Source organism: Clostridia bacterium (genome assembly GCA_014360065.1).
Taxonomy (GTDB): Bacteria; Bacillota; DSM-521; order Neomoorellales; family JACIYF01; genus JACIYF01.
In genome coordinates this window covers 12,283-38,433 of record JACIYF010000014.1, presented here as the reverse complement: position 1 = coordinate 38,433, position 26,151 = coordinate 12,283, and the positions used below count along the sequence as shown (strand labels likewise).

General features: G+C 56.5%; 27 protein-coding genes and 2 pseudogenes. 17 read left to right on the top strand and 12 right to left on the bottom strand.

Features of this window, described 5'->3' with window-relative positions:
• Both H5U02_04125 and H5U02_04120 read right to left on the bottom strand, forming a co-directional pair.
• The coding region (locus H5U02_04125; GenBank protein ID MBC7341622.1) for a hypothetical protein at positions 1-256 on the bottom strand (256 nt) is incomplete at its 3' end.
• Positions 257-327: 71 nt separating this feature from the next.
• On the bottom strand, positions 328-591 hold the full coding sequence (locus tag H5U02_04120) for a GDP-mannose 4,6-dehydratase (GenBank protein ID MBC7341621.1): 264 nt from the start codon (positions 589-591) through the stop codon (positions 328-330).
• 132 nt (positions 592-723) lie between these two features.
• Here H5U02_04120 and H5U02_04115 point away from each other — a divergent pair, with 132 nt between their 5' ends.
• The 4 genes from H5U02_04115 (at position 724) to H5U02_04100 (ending at position 4,748) form a co-directional block, all read left to right on the top strand.
• Positions 724-2,763, top strand: a complete 2,040-nt coding sequence (locus H5U02_04115) for a RecQ family ATP-dependent DNA helicase (protein ID MBC7341620.1) — start codon at positions 724-726, stop codon at positions 2,761-2,763.
• Entirely contained in the window at positions 2,760-4,037 is a 1,278-nt protein-coding gene (locus tag H5U02_04110) for a DNA-protecting protein DprA (protein MBC7341619.1), read from the top strand. Before H5U02_04115 ends, H5U02_04110 begins: the two co-directional genes overlap by 4 nt.
• Before the next feature lie 131 nt (positions 4,038-4,168).
• A complete protein-coding gene (locus H5U02_04105) occupies positions 4,169-4,447 on the top strand; it encodes a type II toxin-antitoxin system Phd/YefM family antitoxin (protein ID MBC7341618.1) in 279 nt (92 codons plus the stop codon).
• On the top strand, positions 4,431-4,748 hold the full coding sequence (locus tag H5U02_04100) for a type II toxin-antitoxin system RelE/ParE family toxin (GenBank protein ID MBC7341617.1): 318 nt from the start codon (positions 4,431-4,433) through the stop codon (positions 4,746-4,748). Before H5U02_04105 ends, H5U02_04100 begins: the two co-directional genes overlap by 17 nt.
• A gap of 15 nt (positions 4,749-4,763) precedes the next feature.
• Here H5U02_04100 and H5U02_04095 read toward each other — a convergent pair whose 3' ends face one another.
• Positions 4,764-5,501 (bottom strand): UDP-glucose 4-epimerase, encoded by a 738-nt coding sequence (locus H5U02_04095; protein MBC7341616.1) that lies wholly within the window; start codon positions 5,499-5,501, stop codon positions 4,764-4,766.
• Positions 5,475-5,939, bottom strand: a pseudogene (locus tag H5U02_04090) (UDP-glucose 4-epimerase). Before H5U02_04090 ends, H5U02_04095 begins: the two are co-directional and overlap by 27 nt.
• 277 nt (positions 5,940-6,216) lie before the next feature.
• On the opposite strand from H5U02_04090, the gene H5U02_04085 reads away from it, so the two are divergent.
• From H5U02_04085 to H5U02_04070, 4 genes and pseudogenes are all read left to right on the top strand, one after another.
• Positions 6,217-6,666, top strand: coding sequence for a nucleotidyltransferase domain-containing protein (locus H5U02_04085; GenBank protein MBC7341615.1), 450 nt, complete (start codon positions 6,217-6,219; stop codon positions 6,664-6,666).
• Positions 6,663-7,091: a DUF86 domain-containing protein gene (locus H5U02_04080; protein MBC7341614.1), complete on the top strand. Its 429-nt coding sequence runs from the start codon at positions 6,663-6,665 to the stop codon at positions 7,089-7,091. The genes H5U02_04085 and H5U02_04080 overlap by 4 nt, the downstream gene beginning before the upstream one ends.
• Positions 7,092-7,283: 192 nt before the next feature.
• Complete coding sequence (locus H5U02_04075) at positions 7,284-7,589, top strand: DUF433 domain-containing protein (GenBank protein ID MBC7341613.1); 306 nt, start codon at positions 7,284-7,286, stop codon at positions 7,587-7,589.
• Positions 7,586-7,953 (top strand): annotated as a pseudogene (locus H5U02_04070) (DUF5615 family PIN-like protein). The gene H5U02_04075 and the pseudogene H5U02_04070 overlap by 4 nt, the downstream one beginning before the upstream one ends.
• Before the next feature lie 90 nt (positions 7,954-8,043).
• Here the strand turns inward: H5U02_04070 and H5U02_04065 are convergent.
• Complete coding sequence (locus H5U02_04065) at positions 8,044-8,406, bottom strand: hypothetical protein (GenBank protein ID MBC7341612.1); 363 nt, start codon at positions 8,404-8,406, stop codon at positions 8,044-8,046.
• 76 nt (positions 8,407-8,482) lie between these two features.
• Positions 8,483-9,874 (bottom strand): SEC-C domain-containing protein, encoded by a 1,392-nt coding sequence (locus H5U02_04060; GenBank protein MBC7341611.1) that lies wholly within the window; start codon positions 9,872-9,874, stop codon positions 8,483-8,485.
• A gap of 271 nt (positions 9,875-10,145) precedes the next feature.
• On the opposite strand from H5U02_04060, the gene H5U02_04055 reads away from it, so the two are divergent.
• The 7 genes from H5U02_04055 (at position 10,146) to H5U02_04025 (ending at position 16,762) form a co-directional block, all read left to right on the top strand.
• Positions 10,146-10,490, top strand: a complete 345-nt coding sequence (locus tag H5U02_04055; GenBank protein ID MBC7341610.1) for an ATP-binding cassette domain-containing protein — start codon at positions 10,146-10,148, stop codon at positions 10,488-10,490.
• A 183-nt stretch (positions 10,491-10,673) separates the two neighbouring features.
• Positions 10,674-11,051: a CoA-binding protein gene (locus H5U02_04050; GenBank protein MBC7341609.1), complete on the top strand. Its 378-nt coding sequence runs from the start codon at positions 10,674-10,676 to the stop codon at positions 11,049-11,051.
• A 66-nt stretch (positions 11,052-11,117) separates the two neighbouring features.
• Positions 11,118-12,422 carry a DNA repair exonuclease gene (locus H5U02_04045; GenBank protein ID MBC7341608.1) on the top strand — a complete coding sequence of 435 codons (1,305 nt, stop codon included), beginning with the start codon at positions 11,118-11,120 and terminating at the stop codon, positions 12,420-12,422.
• Positions 12,419-15,271: an AAA family ATPase gene (locus H5U02_04040; GenBank protein ID MBC7341607.1), complete on the top strand. Its 2,853-nt coding sequence runs from the start codon at positions 12,419-12,421 to the stop codon at positions 15,269-15,271. Before H5U02_04045 ends, H5U02_04040 begins: the two co-directional genes overlap by 4 nt.
• A gap of 198 nt (positions 15,272-15,469) precedes the next feature.
• A complete protein-coding gene (locus H5U02_04035; GenBank protein ID MBC7341606.1) occupies positions 15,470-15,754 on the top strand; it encodes a helix-turn-helix domain-containing protein in 285 nt (94 codons plus the stop codon).
• Positions 15,751-16,209, top strand: a complete 459-nt coding sequence (locus H5U02_04030) for a PIN domain-containing protein (GenBank protein MBC7341605.1) — start codon at positions 15,751-15,753, stop codon at positions 16,207-16,209. Before H5U02_04035 ends, H5U02_04030 begins: the two co-directional genes overlap by 4 nt.
• A gap of 235 nt (positions 16,210-16,444) precedes the next feature.
• Positions 16,445-16,762 carry a hypothetical protein gene (locus tag H5U02_04025; protein MBC7341604.1) on the top strand — a complete coding sequence of 106 codons (318 nt, stop codon included), beginning with the start codon at positions 16,445-16,447 and terminating at the stop codon, positions 16,760-16,762.
• 87 nt (positions 16,763-16,849) lie between these two features.
• On the opposite strand, the gene H5U02_04020 is transcribed toward H5U02_04025, so the two are convergent.
• The 6 genes from H5U02_04020 to H5U02_03995 form a co-directional block, all read right to left on the bottom strand.
• Positions 16,850-17,551, bottom strand: coding sequence for an ABC transporter ATP-binding protein (locus H5U02_04020; GenBank protein MBC7341603.1), 702 nt, complete (start codon positions 17,549-17,551; stop codon positions 16,850-16,852).
• A complete protein-coding gene (locus H5U02_04015; GenBank protein ID MBC7341602.1) occupies positions 17,541-18,473 on the bottom strand; it encodes a hypothetical protein in 933 nt (310 codons plus the stop codon). Before H5U02_04015 ends, H5U02_04020 begins: the two co-directional genes overlap by 11 nt.
• A gap of 105 nt (positions 18,474-18,578) precedes the next feature.
• Complete coding sequence (locus H5U02_04010) at positions 18,579-19,193, bottom strand: sigma-70 family RNA polymerase sigma factor (GenBank protein MBC7341601.1); 615 nt, start codon at positions 19,191-19,193, stop codon at positions 18,579-18,581.
• A gap of 21 nt (positions 19,194-19,214) precedes the next feature.
• Positions 19,215-19,979, bottom strand: a complete 765-nt coding sequence (locus H5U02_04005) for a hypothetical protein (GenBank protein ID MBC7341600.1) — start codon at positions 19,977-19,979, stop codon at positions 19,215-19,217.
• Positions 19,979-22,345 carry a hypothetical protein gene (locus tag H5U02_04000; protein MBC7341599.1) on the bottom strand — a complete coding sequence of 789 codons (2,367 nt, stop codon included), beginning with the start codon at positions 22,343-22,345 and terminating at the stop codon, positions 19,979-19,981. Before H5U02_04000 ends, H5U02_04005 begins: the two co-directional genes overlap by 1 nt.
• A complete protein-coding gene (locus tag H5U02_03995; GenBank protein MBC7341598.1) occupies positions 22,346-23,287 on the bottom strand; it encodes an ABC transporter ATP-binding protein in 942 nt (313 codons plus the stop codon). It abuts the gene before it with no gap.
• 227 nt (positions 23,288-23,514) lie between these two features.
• Between H5U02_03995 and H5U02_03990 the strand changes: the two genes are divergently transcribed.
• Positions 23,515-24,219, top strand: coding sequence for a DUF4304 domain-containing protein (locus tag H5U02_03990; GenBank protein MBC7341597.1), 705 nt, complete (start codon positions 23,515-23,517; stop codon positions 24,217-24,219).
• 110 nt (positions 24,220-24,329) lie between these two features.
• Positions 24,330-25,577, top strand: coding sequence for a DNA polymerase IV (gene dinB / locus H5U02_03985; GenBank protein MBC7341596.1), 1,248 nt, complete (start codon positions 24,330-24,332; stop codon positions 25,575-25,577).
• The last annotated feature ends 574 nt before the right edge of the window (positions 25,578-26,151 follow it).

The window sequence follows — 26,151 nt, the reverse complement described above, 5'->3', positions numbered from 1 at the left end:
TATCGGCCCGGAGCTTAGGATTTTCCTCTTTAAGTACCAGCTCCCTGGTTTGCTCAAGGACACTCGTATCCCTTTTATCGGTGAGCATAGGTAGCAAAGGACGTTTCTCCGGAATATTGATCTCGGGGTTTTCTATCGCTTGGTATTCCCAGTTCTCCTCATTGATCCCGACTTGGCCGAGTGCTAACCGAATGAAGATGCTAGGATACTCCTTCGCTAGTACCTTAAGGCTGCGATCGATTAGTTGAGATGGCAAATGCGTTTCTCCTCCATATACTGTTGGCTCTGGTAAGATTATAACACGTGAAGATAAGGCGGCAAACGGGCTTAGTTGCGATGATGTTGACTTTTCTCCCAGTTCCAGGCGGTCTGGAGGATAAAGTCTAGATCGTCGTAGCGGGGTTGCCAGCCCAGCTCGCGCCGGATCTTGGTGGCGTCAGCTACCAGAGCCGGAGGATCGCCGGGGCGCCTGGGGACATGGCGCACCGGGAAATCAACCCCGGTCACCTTCTTAGTGCTCTCTACTACTTCCAGTACCGAATAACCTTTGCCGTAGCTACAATTCCAACCGTTTGGATAATATTGTATAATGTCTGCAGAGGCAGAAAAGGACGCTGATGCTCCTGATTGGTTCCGGGACCGTTGTCGGCAGGGTTCTTACCGGGAGTGGTCATAATAAAAACAGGCATAGGAAAACGACAGGCAGAACAATTACTAAAGAAAATGCTTGGGCCGCAAGCTAGTTTTCGAGATGGGCAATGGGAAGCCATCGAGCTCATTGCTTTCCAGAGGAAGAAAATGTTGGTGGTTCAACGCACAGGTTGGGGGAAGAGTGTCGTTTACTTTGTCGCCACCAGAATGCTGAGAAACCAAGGCTCTGGTCCTACCGTGCTGATCAGTCCTTTATTGTCGCTCATGCGCAATCAGATTGAAATGGCTGCCAGAATTGGCATCCAGGCCGAATCTATCAACAGCGCAAACGAAGAGGAGTGGACAGATGTCGAAGAGAAGCTTCAAAAAGGCACCTGTGACGTGCTCCTTGTTTCGCCGGAGCGGCTGGCCAATCCACGCTTTTTATCCGAGACCTTGGTGGCGATAAAGGGCGGTATCGGGTTGTTCGTGGTCGACGAAGCGCACTGTATCTCCGATTGGGGACATGATTTCCGCCCTGACTACCGGCGCATTGTCCGTATCGTTAAAAACCTGCCGCCAAATGTCCCGGTTCTTGCTACCACGGCAACGGCAAACCAGCGGGTTGTAAACGACATCCAGGAGCAGCTTGGTCCGGATCTCCTCGTTTTGCGAGGCCCACTGGCACGGGACTCTTTACGGCTAGAAAATATTAGGCTAAACAACCAAGCGGAAAGATTAGCTTGGCTTGCGGAGACTCTTCCAAGGTTGCCCGGTTCCGGGATTATTTATTGCTTAACAATAGCAGATTGTAAAAGAGTGGCCGGATGGTTGCGTCAGCAAAACATCGAAGCGTGGGAATATCACGCTAAACTTCATAATGGAGAAAGACAAGCACGGGAACAAAAGCTTCTACGGAATCAAGTCAAGGCGCTGGTCGCAACTGTAGCTCTAGGAATGGGTTTCGACAAGCCAGATTTGGGGTTTGTTATCCATTATCAGCGGCCGGGGTCATTGGTTTCGTATTATCAACAGGTAGGTCGGGCAGGGCGCGCCGTAGATAATGCTTTTGCCATTCTCTTAAACGGGCGAGAAGATGATGAAATCCAGGATTACTTTATAAGGACAGCCTTTCCCGGTCCTATAGAAACGCTCGAAGTACTGAAGGCTATCGAACAATCAGAGGGTGGGTTGACAATACCAGCGTTGCTGTCCGGTATAAATATCCCTAAGGGGAGGATTGAAAAGTGTTTAAAGTTGCTACAAGTAGAGGGAGCAGTTGCTCGTAATGGCGGCACTTATTTTCGGACCGCAAAGCCCTGGGTTTTTGACTCAGAAAGAGCTGAGAAGGTTACGCGGCTTCGCTACCAGGAACTGGAGAGGATAAAGGAATTTGTCGCCACGAAGGAATGTCTGATGGAGTTTATTGCTCGCGACTTAGATGATCCGTATGCTGGCCCCTGTGGTAAATGCGCAAACTGCCAATCCCCACTGTTTACCAGTAGCTTGAATCGTGATCTAGTATCAAAGGCCATCCAGTTTCTGCGCAGTGATTACCAGATAATCGAACCGAGGAAACAATGGCCCGCTGGTGGCATTGGAAGATGGCAAGGGCGTATTAGGGATAATTTACGAAACGAAGAAGGCAGGTGTCTGTGTATTTATGGTGATGCCGGCTGGGGCCGCCAGGTTGCGATCGATAAGTATCAGAACAACCGGTTTAGTGACGAACTTGTGTCCGCAGCCGTGGATTTGATCAAAAACCGATGGCAGCCGCAGCCGCCTCCATTATGGGTCACTGCCGTTCCTTCTCTGCGGCGGCCAGAGCTGGTACGGGATTTTGCTCAAAGGCTGGCGAACAGCCTCGGTTTGCCGTTTCATCCTGTCCTAGTTAAGGTTGGTAATACGCCTGAGCAAAAGACCATGCAAAACAGCACGCAGCAGGCCCTTAATGTGGCAGATGCTTTTCAAGTGAAAGGTTCCTGTCCTGGTGGACCCGTCTTGCTGGTAGATGATATGGTCGATTCCCGCTGGACCCTTACTGTCTGTGGCACTCTTCTCCGAGAAGCCGGTAGCGGTCCCGTTCACCCGTTTGTGCTGGCAACTGCTGCTGGAGGAGGTGATTTCGAATGAATATCTCCCGTGATAGCCAGGCGATAATCCTTCTATGTTCCAGTTTGGCCATCCCAAGAAAGGGCGAAAAAAGTGAAGAGAATCTGATTCCTTTTACACTGCCGGAGTGGAATGTAATCGCTAGAAAATTAGCTGCTTCAGTGCTTAAATCCCCCGAGGCGTTTTTCCGCACAGATCCCGAAGAATGGCAGGAGCATTTAGGGCTCTCAAGAAAGGAAGCAGATCGCATTGCCAAGCTTTTGTCGCGGAGCGGCCAATTGGCCATAGAGTTGGAAAGACTGGAAAGTCTAGGTGTCTGGGTAGTAACCAGGGCGGATCCTTTTTACCCTTCTCGCCTGAAATCCCTGCTTAAACAGCAAGCACCGTTGGTTCTTTTTGGGGCGGGGGAACCCGGCCTTCTTCAGGTTGAGGGAGTGGCGGTAGCAGGGGCACGCGATGTTGATGCGCTAGGGGCTGGCTTTGCGGCTCGCCTAGCGGAAAGATGTGTAGATGAAGGGCTCATCGTTATTTCCGGCGGGGCGCGCGGAGTCGATAAGATTGCCCAGGACTCGGCCCTTGCTGCCGGAGGTAAAGCGGTAAGTATACTTGCGGACAGCCTGGAAGCGCGGCTCCGCCAGCGACAGGTGAGGGAAGCTGTCTTATCGGGTTGTCTCGTATTGCTATCCTCATCTCATCCTGCCGCCCGCTTTACTGTTGGCGCTGCCATGTGCCGGAACAAGTACATTTATGCCCTATCAAGATACGCTGTGGTTGTTTCTGCTTCCTTGAACAAGGGTGGTACCTGGGCAGGGGCGGTGGAAAATCTTAAGCACGGGTGGGTACCTCTTTTCGTACGTGGCGGGGAAAACATACCCGAAGGTAACCGGCGCTTGATTGAGAAAGGCGGAATTCCTCTAGAACCTGAGCTACTGGGCGGTGAAGGGGGGCTACGAGCTGTGTTGGAATCTTATGGTGCAGAAGCTGGATACGCCCAACCGGCGGAGACAAACAATCCCTCGTTGGCTAGAGCAAAAGTTCGGGATTCCCAACTGGCTAATGAGCGCGGCTTATTTGACATTGTTTGGCCTTATATAGAGAGGGAGCTTGATAGCCCTAAGACCGAGGAAGAGCTGGCGGAAAAGCTGAGGGTTCGCCGGGGGCAAATGCAAGACTGGCTCAAGAAGGCGCAGGAGTTGGGTAGAGTACAAAAGACTGCCAGACCAGTAAGGTACGTTAGCGCTCTAGATCCGAAGAAAGGGGGTCAGCTAGCGCTGTTCGAGGGTATTAAATCTTAACGGGCTTAGTTGTGTCAGGGTGCCTGGGGACATAGCGCACTAGCCGGCTTCAGCGGTTTGAGGAATGCAATTTCTTGCTTGATGTGGTATCATAACTGTGATAAAGTTATGATAACAAGGGGGTGCCTTTTATGCCACAAATTAGGCCGATATCGGATCTGCGCAATAATTTTGCTGAGATCTCGAAAATTGTCCATGAAGGCCGTGAACCGGTGTTCCTTACAAAAAACGGCTACGGCGATATGGTTGTTATGAGTATTGAACTATACGAGAAAATGCAGCTTGAAAACGAGATTTTCATTAAGCTCAAAGAAGCAGAACTGGAAGCCCGTACCAGCGATGTTAGGTATGGCCACGCGGAGGTTTTCGGGAAAGCAAGGAAGCAACTTGCCAATGGAAAAGAAGTATAGGCTGCGTTATTTAAAGCTGGCGCAATCCGACTTGTTAGATATGGTCAGCTATATCAGCGGCCAGCTCCATGCGCCACAAGCCGCAACCGAGCTTATCGACAAGCTGGATAAAGCCATTTCTCAGCTGGAGGAGTTCCCATTTTCCGGCCGTCCCTATCAGGCTAAACGTACGCTTGAGGATGAGTATCGGATACTGGTTGTCGAAAACTATCTTGTTTTCTATACCGTACAGGAGAACGAGGGCATCGTGGAAATTCGCCGCATTATATATGGAAAGCGTAATTATGAGAGATTACTTTAAGGTGTCCCGCCGGGCTTAGTTGCGCCGGTGCTGGTTTTTCTCCCAGTTCCAGGCGGTCTGGAGGATGAAGTCTAGATCGTCGTAGCGGGGCTGCCAGCCCAGCTCACGCCGGATCCTGGTGGCGTCAGCTACCAGAGCCGGAGGATCGCCGGGGCGCCTGGGGACATGGCGCACCGGGAAATCAACTCCGGTCACCTTCTTAGTGCTCTCTACTACTTCCAGTACCGAGTAACCCCTGCCGTAGCCACAATTGTATACCTGGCTTGGGCCTCCGTCGAGGAGGTATTCTAGGGCTAAGATGTGGGCGTCGGCCAGATCTTCCACGTGGATGTAATCGCGGATGCAGGAGCCATCCGGGGTAGGGTAATCAGTCCCGAATACGTTGAGGCAGGGTAGCTCGCCTAGGGCGGTACGCATGGCTACGGTGATGAGGTGGGTGGGAGCGGCGGTGCTCTCACCGATGCGCCCTTGGGGATCAGCTCCGGCAACGTTGAAGTAGCGGAGGGCCACGTAACGGAATTCGGGGCTAGGATGAAAGCCGGGAACGGGTGCGGCTAACCCATTTTCCCCGAAGGAAGAAGTTGCCGCTACCTCTCGGGATACTAGCTTGGCTGCCCTGGCAAGCGTTGCGCGGCCGGCCGGGTAGTCCTTGCTTAGGGCGCTGCTTGGGGCACTTTTGGCGACGGTCCCGCGGCCTGCTAGGGCCAGGCTGGCAGGCGATGCCGCCAGGTCGGCCAGCACCTGCTCGGCCATGGCCTTGGTTTGACCGTAAGGGTTAATGGGGGATAAGGGTGCGTCCTCAGGGATGGGGATATTGTCCGGGATCCCGTAAACGGCGGCGCTGGAGGAAAAGATCAGCCGCCCGGTACCGGCCTGCTGCATGGCCAAGAGCAGGTTTAGGGTACCGATGAAGTTATGCTGGTAATAAAGCAAGGGATAAGCTACCGATTCGGGAACCACGATTTTGGCGGCAAAATGGAGGACTGCTTCGGGCCGAAAGGCCAAAAGGGTGGCCGTGAGCTTTTGCTGATCCAAGAGGTCTCCCTCTACCAGGTCTCCATACAGGACTGCCCAAGGGTGGCCGGTGGAGAGGTTGTCGTAGGTAAGGACCTGATATCCCCTTTCCCCCAGCGCCTTAACCACATGGCTGCCTATGTACCCCGCTCCTCCGGTAACAAGAACCCTGGTCATATGTATACTCCTTCTAGGGTGGTGGGTTTTGAGAGGATAGCCAACCCGACCAGTAATTTCGGGAGGGAACTGAGGGATTCCTGCCGGTTAATGGCCATTGGTGGGAATTTGTTTCTGATCGGCGGGAAGAGGGAAAGGGTCGCCATAAGAATGGGATGGGTTACCAAGGGGTGGTATAATAGATACAACCTGGTGCCTCAGGGCGGTTAGAAAAGGTGCATAAGGGGATTAGCCCGCATGCAACTTAGGTGCCCTGAGAAAGGAACGGAGTGGTCACGTGGTACGGTTGAGTCGAAGGCTGGAAAAGCTGAGTCTCTCTCCAGAACAGTTCACAGCTTTAAAGACCCTGGCCCAGAGCCAAAGTGACATTGGCGCTCTCTACCTTCACGGTTCCTATGGCACCGAGCTGCAGACGGTGCTATCCGATCTAGATTTAGCGGTCTTGCCGGTGCCGGGAAGCTCCTGGGACTTGGAGCGGGAGATAGAGCTGCTTTCGGATCTACTTGGCATCGTTAGAAACGATGATGTTAACCTGATAAACCTGAGACGAGTACCGGTGACTCTGCAGATGCGGGTGCTGGAATCCGGCCGGCTCTTGTATCTTAGGGATGAAGTTATGTTGGCCGACTTTAAGGAAAGCGTTATCCGCTGGTATTGTGATTTCCAGCCTGACCTACGTCAATTGTACGCTGATTTCGACGCGGGGTTGCGGGAGGAGTTTCTATGACAGTCGACAAAGAAAAGCTCCGGCAGAAGCTGCAGTTTATGCGTCAGGAGCTGAGGGAGCTAGAAAGGTTTCGGCGCATGGGCCGGGACCAGTTTAAATCTGACTCTATTTATGAGGCTGCGGCTACCCGGATGCTCCAGGTGGCAATAGAGGCTTTGCTGGATGCCTGCACCCACGTGGTGGCCCGAGAGGGATGGGGGCTACCCAAAACTTATGCTGAAACCATTGAAGTTGCAGCTCAACACGGGCTAGTGCCGGCGGAAATGAAAGAAACCTATAAAGCCATGGTTCGGTTTCGCAATCGGGTGGTGCACCTTTACGACCAGGTTGATGCCGATGAAGTCTGGGATATAATCCAGAATCATCTGGGTGACTTCAAACCGTTCATAGCGGCAATGGTGAAGAGGTACTTTGCGGAAGAGTAGCTAGCTTTAGGGATCTGGGTTCCATTTAGAATTCTGCCTGCGGTTAAACCATCAAGATGCAAGGCCGGAGCCGGAGCGGTTCGTTGTTGGGGTAGCAAGTTCATGATATACTGAGGGTAGGATATCCCTTACCTGCCGGCACCAAAATCAGGATGGCAGCTATTAATCCAGTCATTTTGACAACATTGTAGGATGCCTCGTAGGCCAAAGGGAGGCAGATATGGTACGTATGTTAATGGGAACATTGGGGGTGTACAGCCGGTGGAAACCGACCTGATTAAATCAGACCCGAAATTTTTGATGGGCAAGCCAATCATTGCGGGAACTAGGATCCCGGTAGACTTAATCCTGGAGAAGCTTGCTCAAGGGGAGACTGTGGAGCAGATTATTCAAGCGCACCCGCGGTTGACTGAGGAGGCAATCCGGGCCGCACTTGCTTTTGCGGCAGAAGCTATTCGGGCTGATGTGGTCTATCCTGTCCAAGAGGAAGTTCAATGAATTTCCTGGCTGATGAAAGTGTCGATAGAGACATTGTGGTTGCCTTGCGGGCGCATGGCTATAAGGTTACTTACGTGGCCGAAATGGAACCTGGAATTACCGACGATGCAGTTTTTGATCTAGCAAACAAGCAGTGAGCCATACTGGTTACGGCGGACAAGGATTTTGGAGAAATCGTGTTTCGCCAGCACTGCGTAATCAAGGGTGTAATCCTTATTCGGCTGGCTGGTATACCCCAAGGGTTAAAAGGATCGCTCGTTGCCAGTGTTACAGAGCTGCATCTGGCCGAGCTTGAGGGGCCTTTTCGGTTATTACACCTAAGCGTCTCCGCATACGCAAGATTCGCCGGCCTAGGCGGAAATGAAAAATAACCACTGCCTTCTGTGCCCGTCGGTTTGCTTTTCCACGGACATTCTAGGCCTCCAGGGCTCCAGCTCTAAGTCCCGAAGCTTACCTACAGATATTGCTCCATCCGGGAAAACATGCACCAAAGGATCCATATAGTGGTTCTCATGATGGTTTTCTCCGGATAAATTAAGCTCCAAGATACTGCTTTCTCGAAATGGTCTATAAAAATATATCCCCTTCTCTGCATCTCGAGATAACCGAATGCTTCGCCCAGGCGGGATGCCCACTCGGATACCTCGGCATCTTTGTAGTACCTTTTTGAGCCCGGCTTGAGGTAGACCTGTTTACTAGAAGCGAAGTGGCGAGAATACCTCAGCCACAAGGCAATGGACTCAATGCACTCATCAAGCCAACCTCTTCGCAAGGTAGCAGTACGGGCCATGGCCGAGAACACGTCGACACACGTCACACTGAGGGTACCAAGGCCGGCTCGATGCGCCGCAAGCCGCAACCGAACTTATCGACAGGCCAGATAAAGCCATTTCTCAGCTGGAGGAGTTCATGTGCAAGAGCTTTTCCACCCAAAGCTCAGGGAGGACCGCCAGTTTTTCCTTGACACCGGCACCATAGGCTTGATACTGGCGGCGCAGATGGTTGGCCTCCTCCTTTTGGTCCTGGGACTCCAAGTAGGCAGCGTACTCTTCAATGATAGCAGGATCCAGCAGTTCGACAGGCCCTTCAACCAGGGTATCCACTCCTGGAAGATGCAGGGGGAAGCGTTGGTGGAGGCGCGCAATGCAGCGGATATACAGCGTTTCTACTAGCTGTACCTGAAAAACCGTTACTACAGCAGCCAAGGCCACCATAAGGCTTTCCAGAGAACGACCAAGGGGACTATCTGGATTCTTTTCCTGCTCTTGTTTCAGAAGCTTGAGCACTTCGTGCAGGAAGAACCTGACCTCTCCCTCTTCCCAGAGGGCCGGCCCCAGGAGCTCTCGGGCTGGCAGATCTGCTGCCAATATGAGCTTCTTTAAATCCATTTTCTCAAGTAAATCGATGGTACTGGCCAAGGCTGCAAAGGTGCCTCCTGAGATGGCATAAAAGGGGACATCCAGATTCAGAGACCCATCCATGATTTGCCGGTAGGCTAGTTCCACTTCTTCTACTAAGCGGGCAGAGTGTACTTCCTCGAGAACCGGATAGCGTATGAACAGCTGGCGCGCCTTTTGCATCTGCATCGAGTCATCATCTGAGCTTTCTAAGATAGATTTGAGCTCGCTTTGGCCGGCTGCCAGGTCGGCGGCAGTAACGCTCAGGAGCAGTGTCAATAAGATCTCATTTTTGCTCGGATCCAGCCACCACCCCAGCACCGTCAGTAGGGTCTTCAGCTCGTCGTTGTTGTAACTATCGTATTGCAAGGACAAGGCCATCTGTTCTATCCCGTCTACGATCCAGTCTGTCCCAAGCTCCTCCGCCGTATAGTCCAGGATGGCATCTAAGTATTTTTCGTCGAGATCACTTTCTTTCTCTTCCTCCCCCAGTTCCTCCTTGGCGAACTCAGTGGCTGCGAACCACACGGGGCCGGGTATGCGCAAATAACGGAGATTCGGCTTATTTTGCATTAGCTCCGCGAATCCCTCAAGGATTTGCTCAAAGTCTGCTTTACCTTTACCCAGCTCTTCCTCTTCCTTCTCCCAGACCTCACGCAGGAGCTGCCCCAGTAAAGTGGCATCGGGTGGGTGGCCTTCTGGTTGCTTTAGGCCGATCATAAAACCCAGCGTCTCAATTACTTCGCGGCCGTGAGCAGTGACTCCAGGACCTACTGCTTGGCTGATTAGGCGGGTTTGATGTTCCACTTCTGCCTGGCAACATTTCTTGTACTTGCGACCGCTTCCGCAGGGGCAAGGATCATTTCTTTCAGCTTGATATACTCGCATGTTCTCAGTCCTTACCTTAGTTGGTAATTAATTCGACTCTATGACTTCGCGAGCCGGTTGGGAGATTCCTGCTAGCCGGAAAGTTAGATTCAAAGCAAAAGCGCAAAGGAGAGCTGGGAGGAAGAAAGCCCAAGAAAACCGGCTGGGTGCGCGGGAGTGGTATAATAATTGCGGCCGCACGCGGGGCTGGTAATTATAGAATGCTTAGTTACAGTTATGGACTGGTGAGAAGATGGCTGGAGCTAAACTGGAACTCGATAAGGTTACCCTAATGCGCAACCATTCCCTCTCCGGCCCACCTGATGCAGCATCGATGGGCGTTATCCTTAAAGATATAACAATTGCCTTTCCGGAGGGAGAGATTACTGCCGTCTTGGGGCCTTCCGGGGCTGGCAAGTCGAGCTTGCTTCGGCTGCTCAATCGCCTGGAAGATCCTAGCGCTGGCCGGATTCTTTTGGACGGCCAGGATATACGGGACATGGGCGTATTTGCCCTGCGGCGGCGGGTGGGCATGGTGTGGCAGCTGCCCACCTTGTTTCCGGGGACGGTGTTGGACAATGTCACCTACGGGCCGCGGCTACGAGGGGTGTCGGCTCGGGAGGCCGGAGAGCAATAGCACCTTCCACGCCCATTCTGTACTTTGCTTCTTCCCGGGGCAAGTCTAACCGTTTGGCTGTACATGGCTCCATGATCTTGCGTGGTATAATCATTGGCCGAGAAGAATGTCAAGGCCTTCCTCAAATGTGTATGGTATAATCTCTTCACAGAATGGCGACGACCCCAGAATGGAGGGTGCGGGATGGAAGATCTCATCAAGGAATTTATGGCCCAAAAGCGGTTTGCAGTGGTGGGCGCTACCGACAACCCCGAAAAGTACGGGAACAAGATTTTCCACAATCTTCGCCGCCGGGGCTATGAGGTTTACCCAGTCAATCCTAAGCTGGAGCAGCTAGATGGTACCAAGTGCTATCCCAACCTAGCCGCCATTCCTGTCAAGGTGGATGTGGTGGACATTGTAGTCCCGCCAAAGAGCGCCGAGGAAGTAATAAAGGAAGCCAAGGAGTTGGGAATCCAGCGCATCTGGCTGCAGCCGGGGGCGGAAAGCGAGGCCGCCATTAAGTTTTGCCAGGAAAACGGCCTCAAGTGCGTCTACAATACCTGCGTGATGATGCACTAAGGCTCCAACCAAGTCGTGCCGCTAACGGTGGAGTGCTGGCGGAGCGAGGGGCCAGGGAGGGAAAGCATGGTTCGGTTTATACATACGGCGGACTGGCAGATCGGCATGCGGGCCTACCGGGTAGCGCAGGCGGCCGAGGCGGTGCGCGAGGCCCGGCTGGAAGCGGCCCGGCAGCTGGTGGAGGTTGCCCGCCAGAGGGCGGTTGACTTCATCCTGGTGGCCGGGGACATCTTTGAAGATAATCTGGTGGACAAGTCCCTAGCCCACCGCGTGGCCCAGATTCTAGAAGGAGCTTCGCCTATTGGCGTCTACGTGCTTCCCGGAAACCACGATCCCTTGACGGCCGACTCCATCTATAATAGCCCTGCCTTTACCAGCTTTTGTCCGCCCAATGTACATATCCTGCGGGAGCGCCAGCCGGTGTCGGTGGGGCAGGCCTTGCTTCTCCCCTCGCCGGTGCGGGCCAAGCGCTCATTTCAAGACCCCATGGCCGAATGGAAGAAAGAGATCGAGGCTGTCAGGTGGGCAAAGGGAACGAGTCTAGCTGGGGGAGCCGATGGGGGATCGGGGCCTGCGGCCGCAGGGGCTGGGGCGGGTGCGGGGGCAGTCCTCATTGGTGTGGCCCATGGCTCCCTCGCCATCGAGGGCAAATACTCCCCTGACGATCACCCGATCGCCTTGGATACCGCCTCGGCTCTAGGATTGGATTATTTGGCCTTGGGCCACTGGCATTCATTTCTTGTTTACGGGGACCGGACGGTTTACCCCGGGACGCTTGAGCCGGGATCCTTTGAGGAAGCTGGCCAAGGCGACGAGGCAAGCGGCGGTGCCGGCCAAGGGGCGGGTGGAGCGGTGCTGGTGACAATTGCTGGTCCGGGAAGCCATCCCCAAATCGAGCGCTTACCCTTGTCGGTGTTACGGTGGGTAACCCTGGACTGGGATGTGCAGGATTCCCATGGGCAGGCTTCGGCTCCAGTTCAAGACCCTGTGGTGGCTTTCAAGCAGCGCTTGGCCGAGTACCTGGAGTCTCTCCCTGAGCCCCGGCGCACCTTGGTCCAGGTGCGGCTCCGGGGCTTCTTGGCCGCCGGTGACCTGGGAGCTTTAGAGGATCTAGAGGCCTGGGCCAAGGAGCGGGTGCTCTACTTTGAACTAGATAGGTCGGGGCTGGAGGCCAAACCCACCGGCCTCGCCCTTGATGAGCTGACCCGGGACAACCCCTTGCTGGCCGGGGTGCTAGAGGACTTGCAGCGCGCTTGGGACCGAGATGTAGGTTTTTCGGGTGCCGGTGACCGCTTAGGGGTATTTAAGCCCGAGGACCGGGTGGAAGCCTTGCGCTGGCTTAAGCAGTTGGCAGGGGGTGGGTCTAGTTGATCCTGCGTGCCCTTTCCGCTCAAGGGATCCGCTGCTTTCGTAACCGGATCCAGCTTGCCGAGATGGATCCAGCCGTCAATATCATTCATGGTTCCAATGAAGCTGGTAAGTCCACTTTGGTAATGGCCATCAGCCTGGCTCTCTTTAACCGTTATCGGGCCCAAGGTCAGGAAATACGGGAGCTTTGCCCTTGGGGGACTAGGCTCTACCCGGAGGTGGGCCTGGAATGGGAATCGGGTGGGCGCCGCTATCGCCTGGAGAAACGGTTTCTAAATCAGGCCCATAGCTCCCTTTATGAGTGGAACGGCCGGGAGTTTGTGCTCTTAGCCGAAGGCGATGAGGCGGATGAAGAGGTTTACCGGATCATGCAGGCCCGCTTTCCCCAGCGCTCTACCCGAGGGTTGACGCCGAGGGAAAACTGGGGGCTGGCCCGCTCGCTCTGGATGCTGCAGGGGCGGGAGCATTATTCTTGGCCAGGTACCAGCGAAGAAGTTCGGGACCGGTTGCGGCGGACTTTGGGCTCAGCGGTGCTGGGTCCGGCCGACCGGCGCTTGATCCAAAACCTCAGTCAAGCCTACCAGCAGATTTTTACCCCTAAGCGGGGGGACGTACAGGTCGGCTCAGCCTTGGATCTGGCGGAAAGGGAGCTGGCCGGTTGGGAAGAAAAGCTGAAGGCGGCAAAAGAAACTCTCTCCCAGGCCGAGGCGAGGCGCCAGGAGATGGAGCATTGGCAAGACAAGCTAGCTGCGCTTCAGGCCCAAAGCCAAAGGCTGGTAGAGGAAGAGCGGAAGCTCGAGGAAGAAGTCAAGCAGTATCGGGACCACCTCCAGCAGTTCCATGAGGCCGAGAAAAAATACCAGGCACTGGCCCAGGAGGCGGCGAGGCTCACCCAGGAGCGGTCGGAAGCCAATCAGCTTCGGGATCAGATAAGAGATCTTGAGGCTGAGATCAAGGAGCAGCAGGGGGCAGCGGAGGCGCTCATGGCCAGGGTTGGGCAATTACAGCTTGAGCTTTCCGCCAGCGAAGCAAGGCAGCGCCAAGTTGAAGAGCTGGCTAAGTCAAGGCGCCAGGAATTGGATCAAGCCTTGCTGGTAAAAGAGCTGGTAGCGGAGCGAAGCCAGCTGGAAGATGAGTTTAAGCGGCTTATGACTTTAGAGGGCCAAGCCCAGGAGCTAAAGCAAATTCAGGCGGAGCTTGATCGGGAACCCTTTCCCCAGGCCGAGGTAGTTCGCCGGGCTGAAGGCTGGCAGCGGCAGCTGGACGGCCTGGAGGCCGAGATCCGGGCCGCCGGGCTCAAGGTGGAGCTGGATTTTGAGCGCCAGGTGGAGGTAAGTTGGCAGACTCCTTCTAGCCAGGGCAGCCAGCTGGTGGTGCCGGGGGAGCCGGTAAGCTTCGAGTTTGCCGATCAGGCGATGTTAGCTCTGCCTGGCTTAGGGCGGATCTGCATCCGCTCGGGGGCCAAGGACTTGCAAAAGCTGATTGCCGAGCGAGGAAGGATAGCGGGCGAGCTGGAGGCTTGCCTGGCTCAATACCGGGCCAAAGATTTAGAGGAGCTTCGACAGAAGGAGCAGCGGGGATTGGCCCTTAAGCAGCGGGCCCAGGAGCTGGGCCGCCAGCAGGAAGAGGCCCTGCGCTCGGCCCCACCCCAGGTGACCAACCTAGCCGATTACCGGGCCTGGCTGGAGCAAAGGCAGAGGGACTGGGAGAGTAAATGGGAGAACGGGGGCAGGCCCGATGTATCGGCTGGCGCTCCCGATGCGGGGTGGCTCGCGAGCTTGCGCCAGGAGGTTGGCCGGCTGGAGCAGGAGCGGGAGGGGCTTAACCAAAAGCTTAGCCAGCTCCGCGAGCAACTAAGCCGGTCTAATCAGGAAATGGCCAAGCTCCAGAGCCTGATGGCTGGACTGGAAGGACAGAAGAAGACCGCCCAGGAAGGGCTGGAAAAGAAGCTGGCTGCCTATGGCGGTGAACTTATGAGGCTTGAGAGGGCTTGGCAGGAGGCGGTGGGGAAGCGAGAGGAACAAAAGGTAATCTGTGACCGCCTAAAAGCCAAGCTGCCCCCCGAAGACCAGAATCCTGAGATCAGGGCCCAAAGGCTAAGGGAGCAATTGAACCAGGTACAGGAAGAGGCCAGGCGGGCCGGGGAGGAGCTGGGCCGGATCCGGGGCCAGCTTGAGACTCTGGGAGCGGAGGGTCCCTACTCCCAGGTAGCAATTTTGGAAGAAAAGTGCGAGCTAGCCCGGCGGGAAGCCGAGAAAGAGAGGCAAAAGGCCCGAGTAATCAAGTTGCTCCACCAGCTGGTGAGCGCCCGGCGCCAGCAGATGATGCAGGAAATGGCGGCTCCGGTGAGCCAGGAAGTCAACCGGCTGTTTTGGGCCATGACCGGCGAGGTGGCTGGGGCTGGCGCCAGTGGCCAAGCAAGCAACCAGCCCGGAGCCCGGGCAGCGGCATCGGGGGCAACCTTAACCCCAGCCGCCGGCGGTCGGGAGGTGGAATTGTCTACCTCAGATCTTTCCCTGGCTGGGGTTCGAATTGGTACGGGCGAGGTAGTTTCGCCTGAAGTCTTCTCCGGTGGGACCCAGGAGCAGCTGGGGCTGGCCATGCGGCTGGCTCTAGGGCTATTTTTAGCTCAGGGGGAAAGGCAGCTGGTGGTCCTGGACGATCCCCTGATCAATACCGACCCGGAGCGCTGCCGCCGGGTGCTGGAGGTGCTTAAGCAAGCCACGTCCCGGCTCCAATTTATCATCCTCACCTGCGACCCGGACCGCTACCAGGACCTACCCGGCAAACGCTTTGCCATCGGCCCTTCAACTCTTCATCAAGCCTCGGATGGTCATGAGCACTTCGCTTAAGTCGGTTTCGGACGACGCTAATCCATTGTCCTCTTTACGAACGACTTCCTTCTCTGAATCAAAGCCCACACCCGATGTAGCTTGTTAGTTGTCTGAGATCAAGGCGAAGGGGGAAAGTTAAGGAGCGAAAAGTACGGAAAAGTATTGACAGCTGTGGATGAGGCCGCTATAGTAGGTGATGATAAGGAGGTGGTACAAATGGCCGAAAGACTTCTGACCCCCGAAGAGGTAGCCGATCGGCTGATTGTAAGCCCTAAAACCATCCGGGATTGGTTGAGGGAAGGTAAGCTCAAGGGAATAAAAACGGGTAAGCTATGGAGAATAAGGGAGTGTGACCTGGAGACGTTTTTGGGGGAGGAAAGGAAACCTGGAGAAACCTTGCCGTCGAGGGACTATACCCGCCAGGAGATTCGTGAGTTCTTGGAGGCCGATAGAATCAGCCCGGAAGTTGCCCGCAACGTCGAGCGCCTGCTTAACCCATGAGCGAAAAGGTTAAGGTTTTCTTAGATGCGAGTTGCTGGATAGCAGCCGCCGGATCTCCTGGCGGAGGATCGGCAATGATCCTTAAGCTGGCCCGGGCGGGATACCTACAGATTGCAGCTACCAGGCAGGTGCTTTTGGAGGCTGAACGCAACATAAAGGCGAAGATGAGCAAGGGTGCCCTGCTGCGGTTCTACCAGGAGCTGGGAACAACGGAGGTCGAGCTGGCGGACGGGCCTACCCCGGAGGAAAAAGACCGGTGGCGGGACCTGGTAGCTGAGAAGGATTGCCACGTGCTGGCAGGGGCATATAAGGCAGCCGCGGGCTTTTTGGTAACCCTGGATAAACAGCACATCCTTGCCGAGAAGGTTAAGCAGGGGTTCCCCATACCTGTTAAAGATACGAAAGAGTTCTTGGAAGGCTTCCTTTCGACAGTCTGCTCCGGCAGGTCCAGCTAAGTCGAAAATGCTTACCTTTGCTAGAATGCCGTTGGGCCCTAATCTGTACACTATCACTGAGAGGTGCCAAGATGGGCAAGAGATTGTTTCGCAGCCGGCTGGACCAAGTGACGGGTGTGCTTCTTGGGGTACTGGTACTGGCGCAGGTAGTTTGGGCGGTCGTTGGCACTTTTTGTCTCCCTGACCACATCAATTCCCGCCAGGCGCTGTTAAACTCGGTATGGGGAATAGGAGTTTGGACCGCGGCCCGCGAACCCTTGGGGAAGACATCTTGGTTCGGGCCAAGGGGCCAGCACCAGTCGAACCCTATTTTCTACCGGGCCTAGCCTCTCTATACCTCAGAGGTGAAGAAACGAATATAGAGCACCTCGGCGGTGGGTTGGCTGACTACTTAAAGCCCATGGGCAAATGGGTTCCGGTGATGAAGCTGCCGGTGCGAATTGGCAGCGAAATCACCTCTGTGATTCAGACCCCGAGGATGCTGATCGTCTGCGGTCAAAAGGATGACCAATACCATCTTTATGGCTTTAAGTATGTGGGCAACGGAGCTTGAGCTCGCCTGTCAGGCTTGGCCTAGCTAGAGAACAGGCAAGCAGGAGAGCCCCAGCAATACGGTGGCTCAGGCCAAGCGCGCCCCAAGCTAGGGAGTCAGGATCCGGCCGCTTCTGAGGGTTAGAACCTGGTCGGCGCAGGCTTCGGCATCTTCCCAGAGATTGGTGGCCATGATTATGGTGCGCTGTGGGGACAAAGCCATACGGTTGATCAGCTGCAGGAGCATTTGTCGGCCAGGCCCGTCCAAGCCGGAGGTGGGTTCATCCAAAACCCATAGCCAGGGATCGGTAAGGAGGCTCTGGGCGATGAGAAAGCGGCGCCGCTCTCCGGGGGAGAGGCTGGCCAGACGCCGCCGGGCCAGGTGGCCCAGCTCAAATTGGCGGAGAAGGACATCTACCCGGGCATGGGCGGGTCGGCCCCGCAGGATGGCAAAGTAATGCAAAGCCTCTTCAACGCTCAAAGTGACCGGCAAGCTAACATTCTGGGGGACATAGCCCAAGCGGGCCGCCAGCCAGCGTTTGGTGGAGGCAGCGGCCAGGTCCTGGCCGTTGACCAGGACCTGGCCGGAGGCAGGGGTTTCCAGCCCGCAGATAGTCCGCAAGAGCAAGGTTTTTCCGGCTCCATTGGGACCTACTACGGCGTAGACCCCGGAGCTGAAGCTGTAGGTGATGCCTTTCAACCCCACGGTGGCCTGGCCCCCGGGCCGGGGAGCCCGGCCCGGGGCAACGTTGTTGCCCAGCCGGCTGGGATCAGGAAAAGTTTTTTCTACTTGGACCAAGTCAATCTGCATAGGGCGGTGGGTTTCCTCGCACGTATTTTAAGGTCCTCAATGAGCCCGCTACCAAGACCGCTGCCAGGGCGAGGGCCGAGGCTTGGCTGAGCAGCCCCGGTGATTGCCCGGGTACGGCCAAAAGGTTAAAAGGCCCCAGGTGCTCTCGGGCCAACACCTCCAGGGCCCAGAAGGAAGTGAGCGCTACCAGAGCCTGAGGCATGCCCATCTTTAGAGTCAGGAATAAGGCCAAGGCAGAGCTGAACATCAAGGGCGCCAGCCAACCCCAGAGCAGCTGCCCCAAGCTGGCCTCCCAGCCCAGCTGGACTGTGGCCGCACTTACAGCGGTGGCCACCAAGATATCCAAGATCACTGCCGCCAGCCACCGGCCCAGCACCAGCACTTCGGGGGAGATGGGGCAGCAGGCCTCCAAGTCCGCCCACACGCTTTTGGTCTGGTGGATGCCATAGAAGGTAATGAGGTTGCCGATCCAGGGCACCAGCGCCACCAGGAGGTGAATCTGGTAAGGGGCAAAGAAGGCGGTGGCCGCTGCTCCCAAGAACAGCAAGGCCCCGGCTACCAACCAAACGTAGGCCGGATAGAACTTGATTTGCGCCAAAACCGCCGCTACCACATCCCGGAAGCCGATATCGCCGGCTAGGTCCTGAGGCTGGAGCCCGGAGTCCGGGTATAAGCCCGCAAAACCCGGGGTGGGTGCTTGGGCCTGCGCCCGCGCTGGGGCCTGTACCTGCTCTTGGGCCGCTTGGGCCGGTCCCTGCGCCTTCATTTCTGCCGCCAGCACTTGGATCAAGGCCTGCGTTTGCCCGAGGGTGGGATCAGGGACGGTATAAGTCCGCAGCTTACCGTTAACAGCGGCAATGGCCTCGAGAGAAAGGTTGGCTTCCCGAGCGATTTCCTGATCCAGTTCAGTTGAGTCAGACATACCTTCTCACCACCTTACCCATCTTTGGATGCTTCCGAAACATCCCCTCCACCGGGTTGCCCAGCACTGCCGGCATTTTCATACTTGTTTCGATGCGCCCCCATCTCACTCCTTGGCTGTCTTGAACCTGCGATTCCCTTGGGCCTGGGAATCATCCACATAATCCCCCAGAGTCTCGGATAGCTGTAAATAGGCCCGGTGAAGGCGGGACTTGATAGTGCCCTCGGGCATCCCCAGGGCCTGAGCTATATCTTTGATCTTTAACTCTTGATAGAAACGCATGATTATCACCTGGCGGAGCTCCCTAGGCAAGGCCTGGATAGCTTCCACCACCTGCTTACGTAGTTCTTGCTTGAGGACGATGTCAATGAGGTTTGACTCAGCTCGACCCTTCGGCCCTTCCTCGCTTAGCTGGGCCACTTCTTCCTGGCTGGCGGGGACTTGTCTCTGGTAACCAGCACTCTTAAACGTGTCCCGCAACAAGTTGGTGGCGATGCGGTAAACCCAAGGGCGAAACTGGGCCGGGTATTTCCCCTGACCCAGGTATCTTACCACCCGCAAAAAGGTCTCCTGAGCCAGGTCTTCCGCCAACTTTTCCCTATTGGTACTGCGATAGAGGTAGCGATAGATCTCCGCATGGTAACGGTAGACTAGCACTTCCATAGCGGCTTGGTCGCCTTGAGCGATGAGTTCCAATAGCTCTTGGTCGGTCAATGGCATAGTCCCTTCAGCTTTCCCATATTAATTCTTTCCCAAAAACCGCTGGGTTGACCTCAAAAGGAGCCAACTGGCCAGCGCCATAATGATCGAGGCGGCTATTAAAACCTCCCGATTGGTGGCCAGCTCCTGCCCCGGGCGGCCGGCTGACTGCATGGTCAGGCTGCCCTGAAACAGGTAGAAACGGGCACCAATTTTGGAGGGGCCCAGTAAATGATGGAGGAGCCAGTAGAGCAAGACCCCGCCGGCGCCGGCCACCGGACTCCTAGCCATGGTGCTGAGGAAGCTAGTCAGGCTTAGCAAAAAGACTGCTACCGGCCAACTCCGGCCCAGCATAGGTAAGGCCTGATCCTGCCCTAACTCTAGCACAAAACCGTCAACATAGGCCAGGGTCAAGGTGGCCAGCAGCGCCCAGAGCAGGGTGGGGATGAGGGTCCGGACCACCACCATTTCCAGCCTGGATACCGGCAGGGTTAAAAACAGGCCCGGCCGTTTGCCATCCAGGTCCGACCAAAGCGCCAAAGAGGCCGGTACCACCCCCAAGACCAGGTATTTTTCCAACACTGATTGGACTTGGGAAAGGTCGACTGGGTTGCCGGTGAGTTCCTGGTAATACCGAAGGAGTACCCAGGCCAGGACGGTTACTCCCAGAGCCAAGGGCAAGCTCGACTTCAAAAGGCGGAGCTGGGCCGCTGAACGCCTGGCGATGCCGGCGATTGCGGTCCACCAGGTTGGAGATTGGGCTCCTAGATTAAGCCCCATCGGGGCTCCCATGTGATTGTGTCCCATCAACCTTGCCCTCCTTTAAACGGGGCCAGATCCTGGGGTTCAAGGGGGCGCTTTCGGGCGGTGAGGTAAAGCCGGTGCATGGTAGCCTTGACCGTCTCAGGGTCATGGCCTTGGATCCACTTGGCGATATCTGCTGGCGTGGGCAGGGCGGGGCTTTCCGGCGGGGTTTGCTCATCTTCCCAGGGTACCGGATAGTGGCCCTCAGTGGTAACGATCTTTTTTTGTTGGCTTTGACTTTCCAGGAGGCCCTCGATAAGGCGGCTTTCCGCACCGGAGGGCAGGCGCCTGCCCACCAGCACATCCATGGCGCAGATGGCCAGGCGAACATCTGATCTCTGCTCAACCAAATAGACCCAATTGCCCAGGTAAAACCCTTCGATGCTGTCCATCATGTCGCCTCCGAAATTGCCGATATTAACCCGCGGGGCGGGCCAGGCAATCACCCGGCAGGAGCGGGGTGAAACTCCAAACAAGTCCCAAGCCTGCTGCATGAATTCTATGGCCCTAAAGCCGCCGGCCACAAACTTCTCCACCTGCATTTCGGAAGCAGCGTAGACGGTACCCCCTGGACCAGGATAGGCTTTCATGCCGGGCGATCCCATCAGGTACAGGTAGGCGGAATCACCGGCCAAGCTGACGGTGCGGCCAGGCCCGGCGGGGGGCGTCGGCTCCGCCGGGGTAGCGGCTCCCAGGTTGCTCAACACCATGAAGCCGGGACCGGACTGGGCGGGGGCCAGGGTCACTTCCACCTGAAAGTGAGCGGTCCGGGTCCAGATATCGGTGGTTTGGCCAGCTTGCTTGGCCAGAGCATGGGCTCGACCCGGGAGCCCCGTTGGGGGTGCCAGGGCCAGCCATTCCCTGCGGGGCGCGGTACTGCCCGGTGCTTCTATATAATGTTGGCCGCGCTGGTCGGTACTCACCAGGGCAAACTTCACCGGGTGCGGCAACGGGTACCAGCCGTATTCCGGGGCCAGGTAAAAGGTGCGGGGGTGGTTGTAGTACACCAGTTGCGGAGGCGAGGCCGAGGCGCCCAGCCACCACATATTCGCCTGACCTTGATAGGTCAGCTCTAAATAGCCACCTTCGCCCGGGGCCAGGGTTAAGCCTTCCAGATAGAAACCGTCCGCCCGGGCTGGGTCATACCGGACGGAAATGGGACTGCCTTGGGACCACTTGGCTTGGGTCACCCGGAAGTTGTGATTGAGGGCCAGCCAGGGGCGGGTGAGCTCCTTAGATCCCCGGTTTTCCAGCTTCAGGATAGCCTGGACCTCGACTTGGGGTGGAGCCGAGAGATCGACATGGAGATCATAACTGGTTATATGCAGGGGCGGGTTGAAGACTTCCACCGCCCGGGCTATTTCATCAGGGTTAGCTGTCCCAGCGGCCCTGGCTGCCGGATTGACCGGGCCGGATCCCGGGGGATAGCTCGGACCATAGGGATCCTTAGCCCCCAACTGGAGGGCGTTTTGATAATAGTAGGCGGCCTCTTGTTCGGAGATTACATAGGGCTGCCGGTAAGGGAGGTAAAAGCTCAGGCCGGCTGCCACCACCGCTACCAGGCTGGCCAGGGCTGCGAGCCGGGTGGCGAGCATCTTTTGGCCCCGGGACCGCCTACCCCTGATGATCAAAGCCGGCACCAGGACCAAGGCGACGGCAACCGCCAGGTAAGTGAGGGCGTGGGCTCTAAAGAAGCCCTGGTAGGGGAGAAAAGCATAGGCATCGAGTATGTTATTCATAAAGATGGCCATGGGGAGGGGAGTGGAGTTGAAGAGAGTCCAGATGGGCCGGTGGAAGTAAGCCAGCCCGGCTACCGCCCCCAAGACCGAGATTCCCCAGGTGGCGGCCAGGGTGGCAAATAGGGCTATACCCCGGAGCACCAGGCCCAGTATGGCTCCCAAGGTCACGGCAAAGGCCAAGCTGGCACCTACGCTCAGAAACAAGGTACTAAGTTCCAGGCCCAGATACCCGGGCTCCAGGCCTTGAGGCAGCCATTTCATAGTCATGGCGGCAGCGGGTACCAGGCAATAAGCCAAGGTGGTCAGAAGCCACAAGGGGGCGAGTCCCAGCAACTTCCCGCAAATGATACCGGAGTTGCTCAAGGGGGTGACCCAAAGGAGGTCGGCGCTGCCTTCAGTCAATTCCCGCCCGGCCAGGAGGCTGGCCGCTACCAAGACCACCACCTGGACCAGGGGCACCAGGCTCAGGCTCATCATGAGAATCTCTATGGAGAGGTTATTCCGGAAGTCGGCCAAGCAGAGCAGGCCGGCCCCCAGGGCTAGGAGGCCTGCTACCGGCAAAGCCCAGTGCCGGCGAGCGCGCTGCCACTGGTAGCAAGCTAGGGTGCGGATTTCCTTTCCAAGTGACACTTATTGCCCACCCCCTTGGCCGTTGGGGTTAACTGGAGGTATGCCCCCATCCTGCAGATGAAAAGGTCGGGTGGGTGTAGCTATCCCCGAGATTAGGGCCATGTAGCCGTCCTCCACCGTAGGGGTGGCGGGTACCGCTTGGGGATGAGGCGGAGCTTTTGCCAGTACCCGCATCTGGATTCCCTCCTCCTCCCGGCGGGAACTGATTACCACTGCTTGAGAGCTGGTTAGGGAGGGGTGCTCCCGCCCAGCCTTTATTTCCCATACCAATCCTTGGGCCTGGGCGGCTAGGGCCGCAAGCTTCCCGCAGAAGGCCAAACGGCCGCGGTTGAGGACGGCTACGTTTTCACAGACAGCCTGGATGTCGGAGACGATATGGGTGGAGAGGATGACTGTGGCGTGGTTGGCTACCTCGGTAATGCGGTTGCGGAAGCGCACTCGCTCCTCGGGATCCAGCCCGGCGGTAGGCTCATCTAGGATCAGAAGCTTGGGGTGGCCTAGCATGGCCTGGGCAATGCCCAGCCGCTGTCTCATGCCGCCGGAGAGGGTGGCTATGCGGCGCCGGCGGGCATCACCAAGGCCCACCCTCTCCAGTTCTTGCTGCACCGAGCTTGCGACCCCCCGGCCATTCTCGATTCCTTTCATGATGGCCACGTAGGTGAGAAATTCCTCGGCGGTCAGGTTTTCAAACAGGCCGTATTCCTGAGGAAGGTAACCGAGGATGGTCCGTACTTGGTGTTGGTCGCTAGGTAGCCTCCAGGGTCCGATGCGAACCTGGCCTTGGGAGGGAGCTATCAAGGTGGCCAAAATCTTCATCAGGGTGCTTTTGCCGGCCCCGTTGGGGCCCAATAGCCCAAATACGCCTCCGGAAATGTCTAGATTTATCCCATCCAAAGCCCTGACCCCGTGGCGAAAGGCTTTAGTCACTCCCTGTAAACTAATGCTTATGGCCTCGGGCACGTCAAGTCTCTCCTTTTGTTGCCGAATTAATAGTTACATGACCTAGTTGGGCTCAGGATCCTTCACCACTAATAAAGACGAGGTATGAGCCTGATGGTTCAGCACAAAAGTTTTCCTTCTGGCAGGAATTTAGGCTACCTCATGGGAATATATTCGTCTAGGTCTGGCCGGCCCCGGCGTATTGGGCGGGGCCATAGGGGGAGAGATTTTTGGGGTCAGTTATTAGCCAGAAAATCGATGAAATCATCCGCATTGGGTTAAAAGCGCCCTTGCGCGAACTGGGATTCAAGAAGAACGGCCGCACTTTTGCCCGTTTTTTGGAGGACAGCTTGGCTCACGTCATCAACATCCAAAGCTGGCGCTATAACGAAGGCAATTCCGGACGCTTTACTGTCAACCTGGGAGTATTTGTCCCTTATGTTTATGAGACTTGGTTTGGGGTCAAGGCGCCTGGCCATCCCCGGGAGACTGCTTGCATGATCCGGGAGCGGATTGGGTTTGTAATGGATGGTATCCGGGGGCAAGGTCCCAGGGACGTGTGGTGGGAGGTCAACTCGGCTTCCGACCCAGTGGTTTTGGCGGAGAGTGTGGGCATGGCCATCCTGGACTATGGGATTCCTTATCTAAATCAGTTTAACTCCATGGACTCAGTGGTGCATATCCTGGAGAGGGGTAGTATTGACAAGTTGGGCATCTATGCCCATCAGCGGGAGCTATTTTTGGCGATCATTTATTCTCACCGGGGGGAACGGAGACGGGCTCAACAGATCTTCAACATGATGTTCCCTGCTTTCCAGGGGCATCCTTTCGGTGAAACCCTGGAACAGATTGCTGGTCGGCTGAACCTGGCTGTGCCTCAGCTGGGCGATAAGGTAGTTGGCATCGAAGCCCTGCGCTTGCGGCCCCGGAAATGATACCGGTCCGGAAGCGGCCCACCACTCAACCGGCAGGCGGCAGCGCGGTTTAAGCGCTTAGAAATGCTAGGGTAGGCTGCCCGGAGAGCCTGGCAAGGGGGCGAAACCCAGTGGGCAGCGCGGTTGACATCTTGCTGTGCGATCTAGATGCTTTTTTTGCTTCAGTGGAACAGCGCGATCACCCAGAGTACCGGGGTAAGCCGGTGATAGTGGGCGGCGACCCGGACGGGCGTGGGGTGGTTTCCACCTGTTCCTACGAAGCTCGGACCTTTGGCGTCCGCTCCGCCATGCCCATGAAAACGGCAGTTCGGCTGTGTCCCCAGGCTGTCCTGCTCCCGCCTGATCTACGCCGCTACCGGGAGGTTTCCCAACAGGCGATCTCCATTTATGAGCGGTTTACCCCTGACATCGAGCAAGTCTCCATTGACGAAGCCTACCTGGCGGTGCCGGCCGGGGACGGGGTAGAGGTAGGGGAGGCCATCCGTCGATCGGTCCGGCAGGAGCTGCAGCTACCCCTCAGCATTGGAGTTTCGGAAAACAAGCTCCTGGCCAAGATTGGTTGTAGCCTAGCCAAGCCGGATGGGCTAAGGGAGCTTAGGCGCTCCGAGGTCCGGGCCGTGCTCTGGCCACTGCCGGTAGAGGTGCTGCCGGGGGCGGGGCCCAAAACCGTGAAAAAGCTTTCCCGCCTGGGTATTCACACGGTCGGGGATCTGGCTGCTTACCCGGAGGAGGTACTCGAGCGGGCACTAGGAAGTTGGGGAAAGGAGCTACGCCTCTATGCCCTAGGCATTGACCAGCGAACCCTGGAAAGGGAGCGGCCGGTCAAATCCATCGGCGAGGAAACCACCTTTGCTCAAGACATCGCTGACCCGGAGGCGGCTTTGGCTCAACTCATGCTTCTGGCCGAAGAGGTGGGATTTCGCTTGCGGAGGAAGGGCCTTCGGGCTCGCACCATTACTTTGAAGTACCGCCGGCCCGATTTCTCCACCTTCACCCGCTCCCGAACTTTGCCTGCCAGCGTAAATACCGATATGGCCATTTACAAGGTAGCCGAGGAGCTTTTTTGGACCCATGCCTATCCCCCGCCCTGGCGGCTATTGGGCATCCAGGCTAGCAACTTGGTAGAACAGGAATGGAAGCAAGAAACTTTGTTTCCTGAGGACGGGTTTGGCACCGGAACTGGAAACCGCCTGGTGGAGCAACCAGCCAGCCTGACTGGCCCGGTAGCTCAAGGTGGGCGCTCGGCCCGGAGCCGAGAGGAAACTCTAGCCGCCATAAGCGATAGCCTGCGGGTTCGTTACGGGAAAGGAGTGCTGCACCGGGCCAGGGTGCTGATGGGCAAGGAAGCCCGATCCTAAGCAGGTGCTCCATCCATCAATTACCCCCGGGGCTTGCCCGATTTCGGGTATCGCCGGAGCTATTTCCCTCCAGTTTGAGCCTACTTTTCACCGCTCCCATCAAAACTGCGACATGAGAAAAGCAATCACAACAAAAACAGAAGACGCTGCTGGCTGCAAGCGCTAGGGTGAAGGTGAACACTGCTGCTAGCTGCACAGCCAGGTATGTGAAACCAAGGGGAGGATGCCGGGCGCTTTCCAAAAGCGACCCGGCACTCAACCCGGGAACGCTGCTAGGGAGTCGTAGTCGCTTTACGTCTGAGTCCTGGGCGGCTTGGCTGGAAGTAAATGGTTTTTTCGGAAGAGTGCCCCATGCGGCAAGCCGCACAACTAGGTAATGGAAAGGCAGCCTGGCTGGATTTGGTTTGCTAAACTTGGACCAACGACTGCTGCTGACAAGGTCGGCTCATCACTGGTGCATAAAGCCCGGGAATGGAGTGTGACCTGGGGGCTTTGGATAGCCAAACTCCTCCGCCACGGCCTCTTACAGAAAGGAGCTACTAACTCCACCACGCCCACGTCGCCAACATCTGCG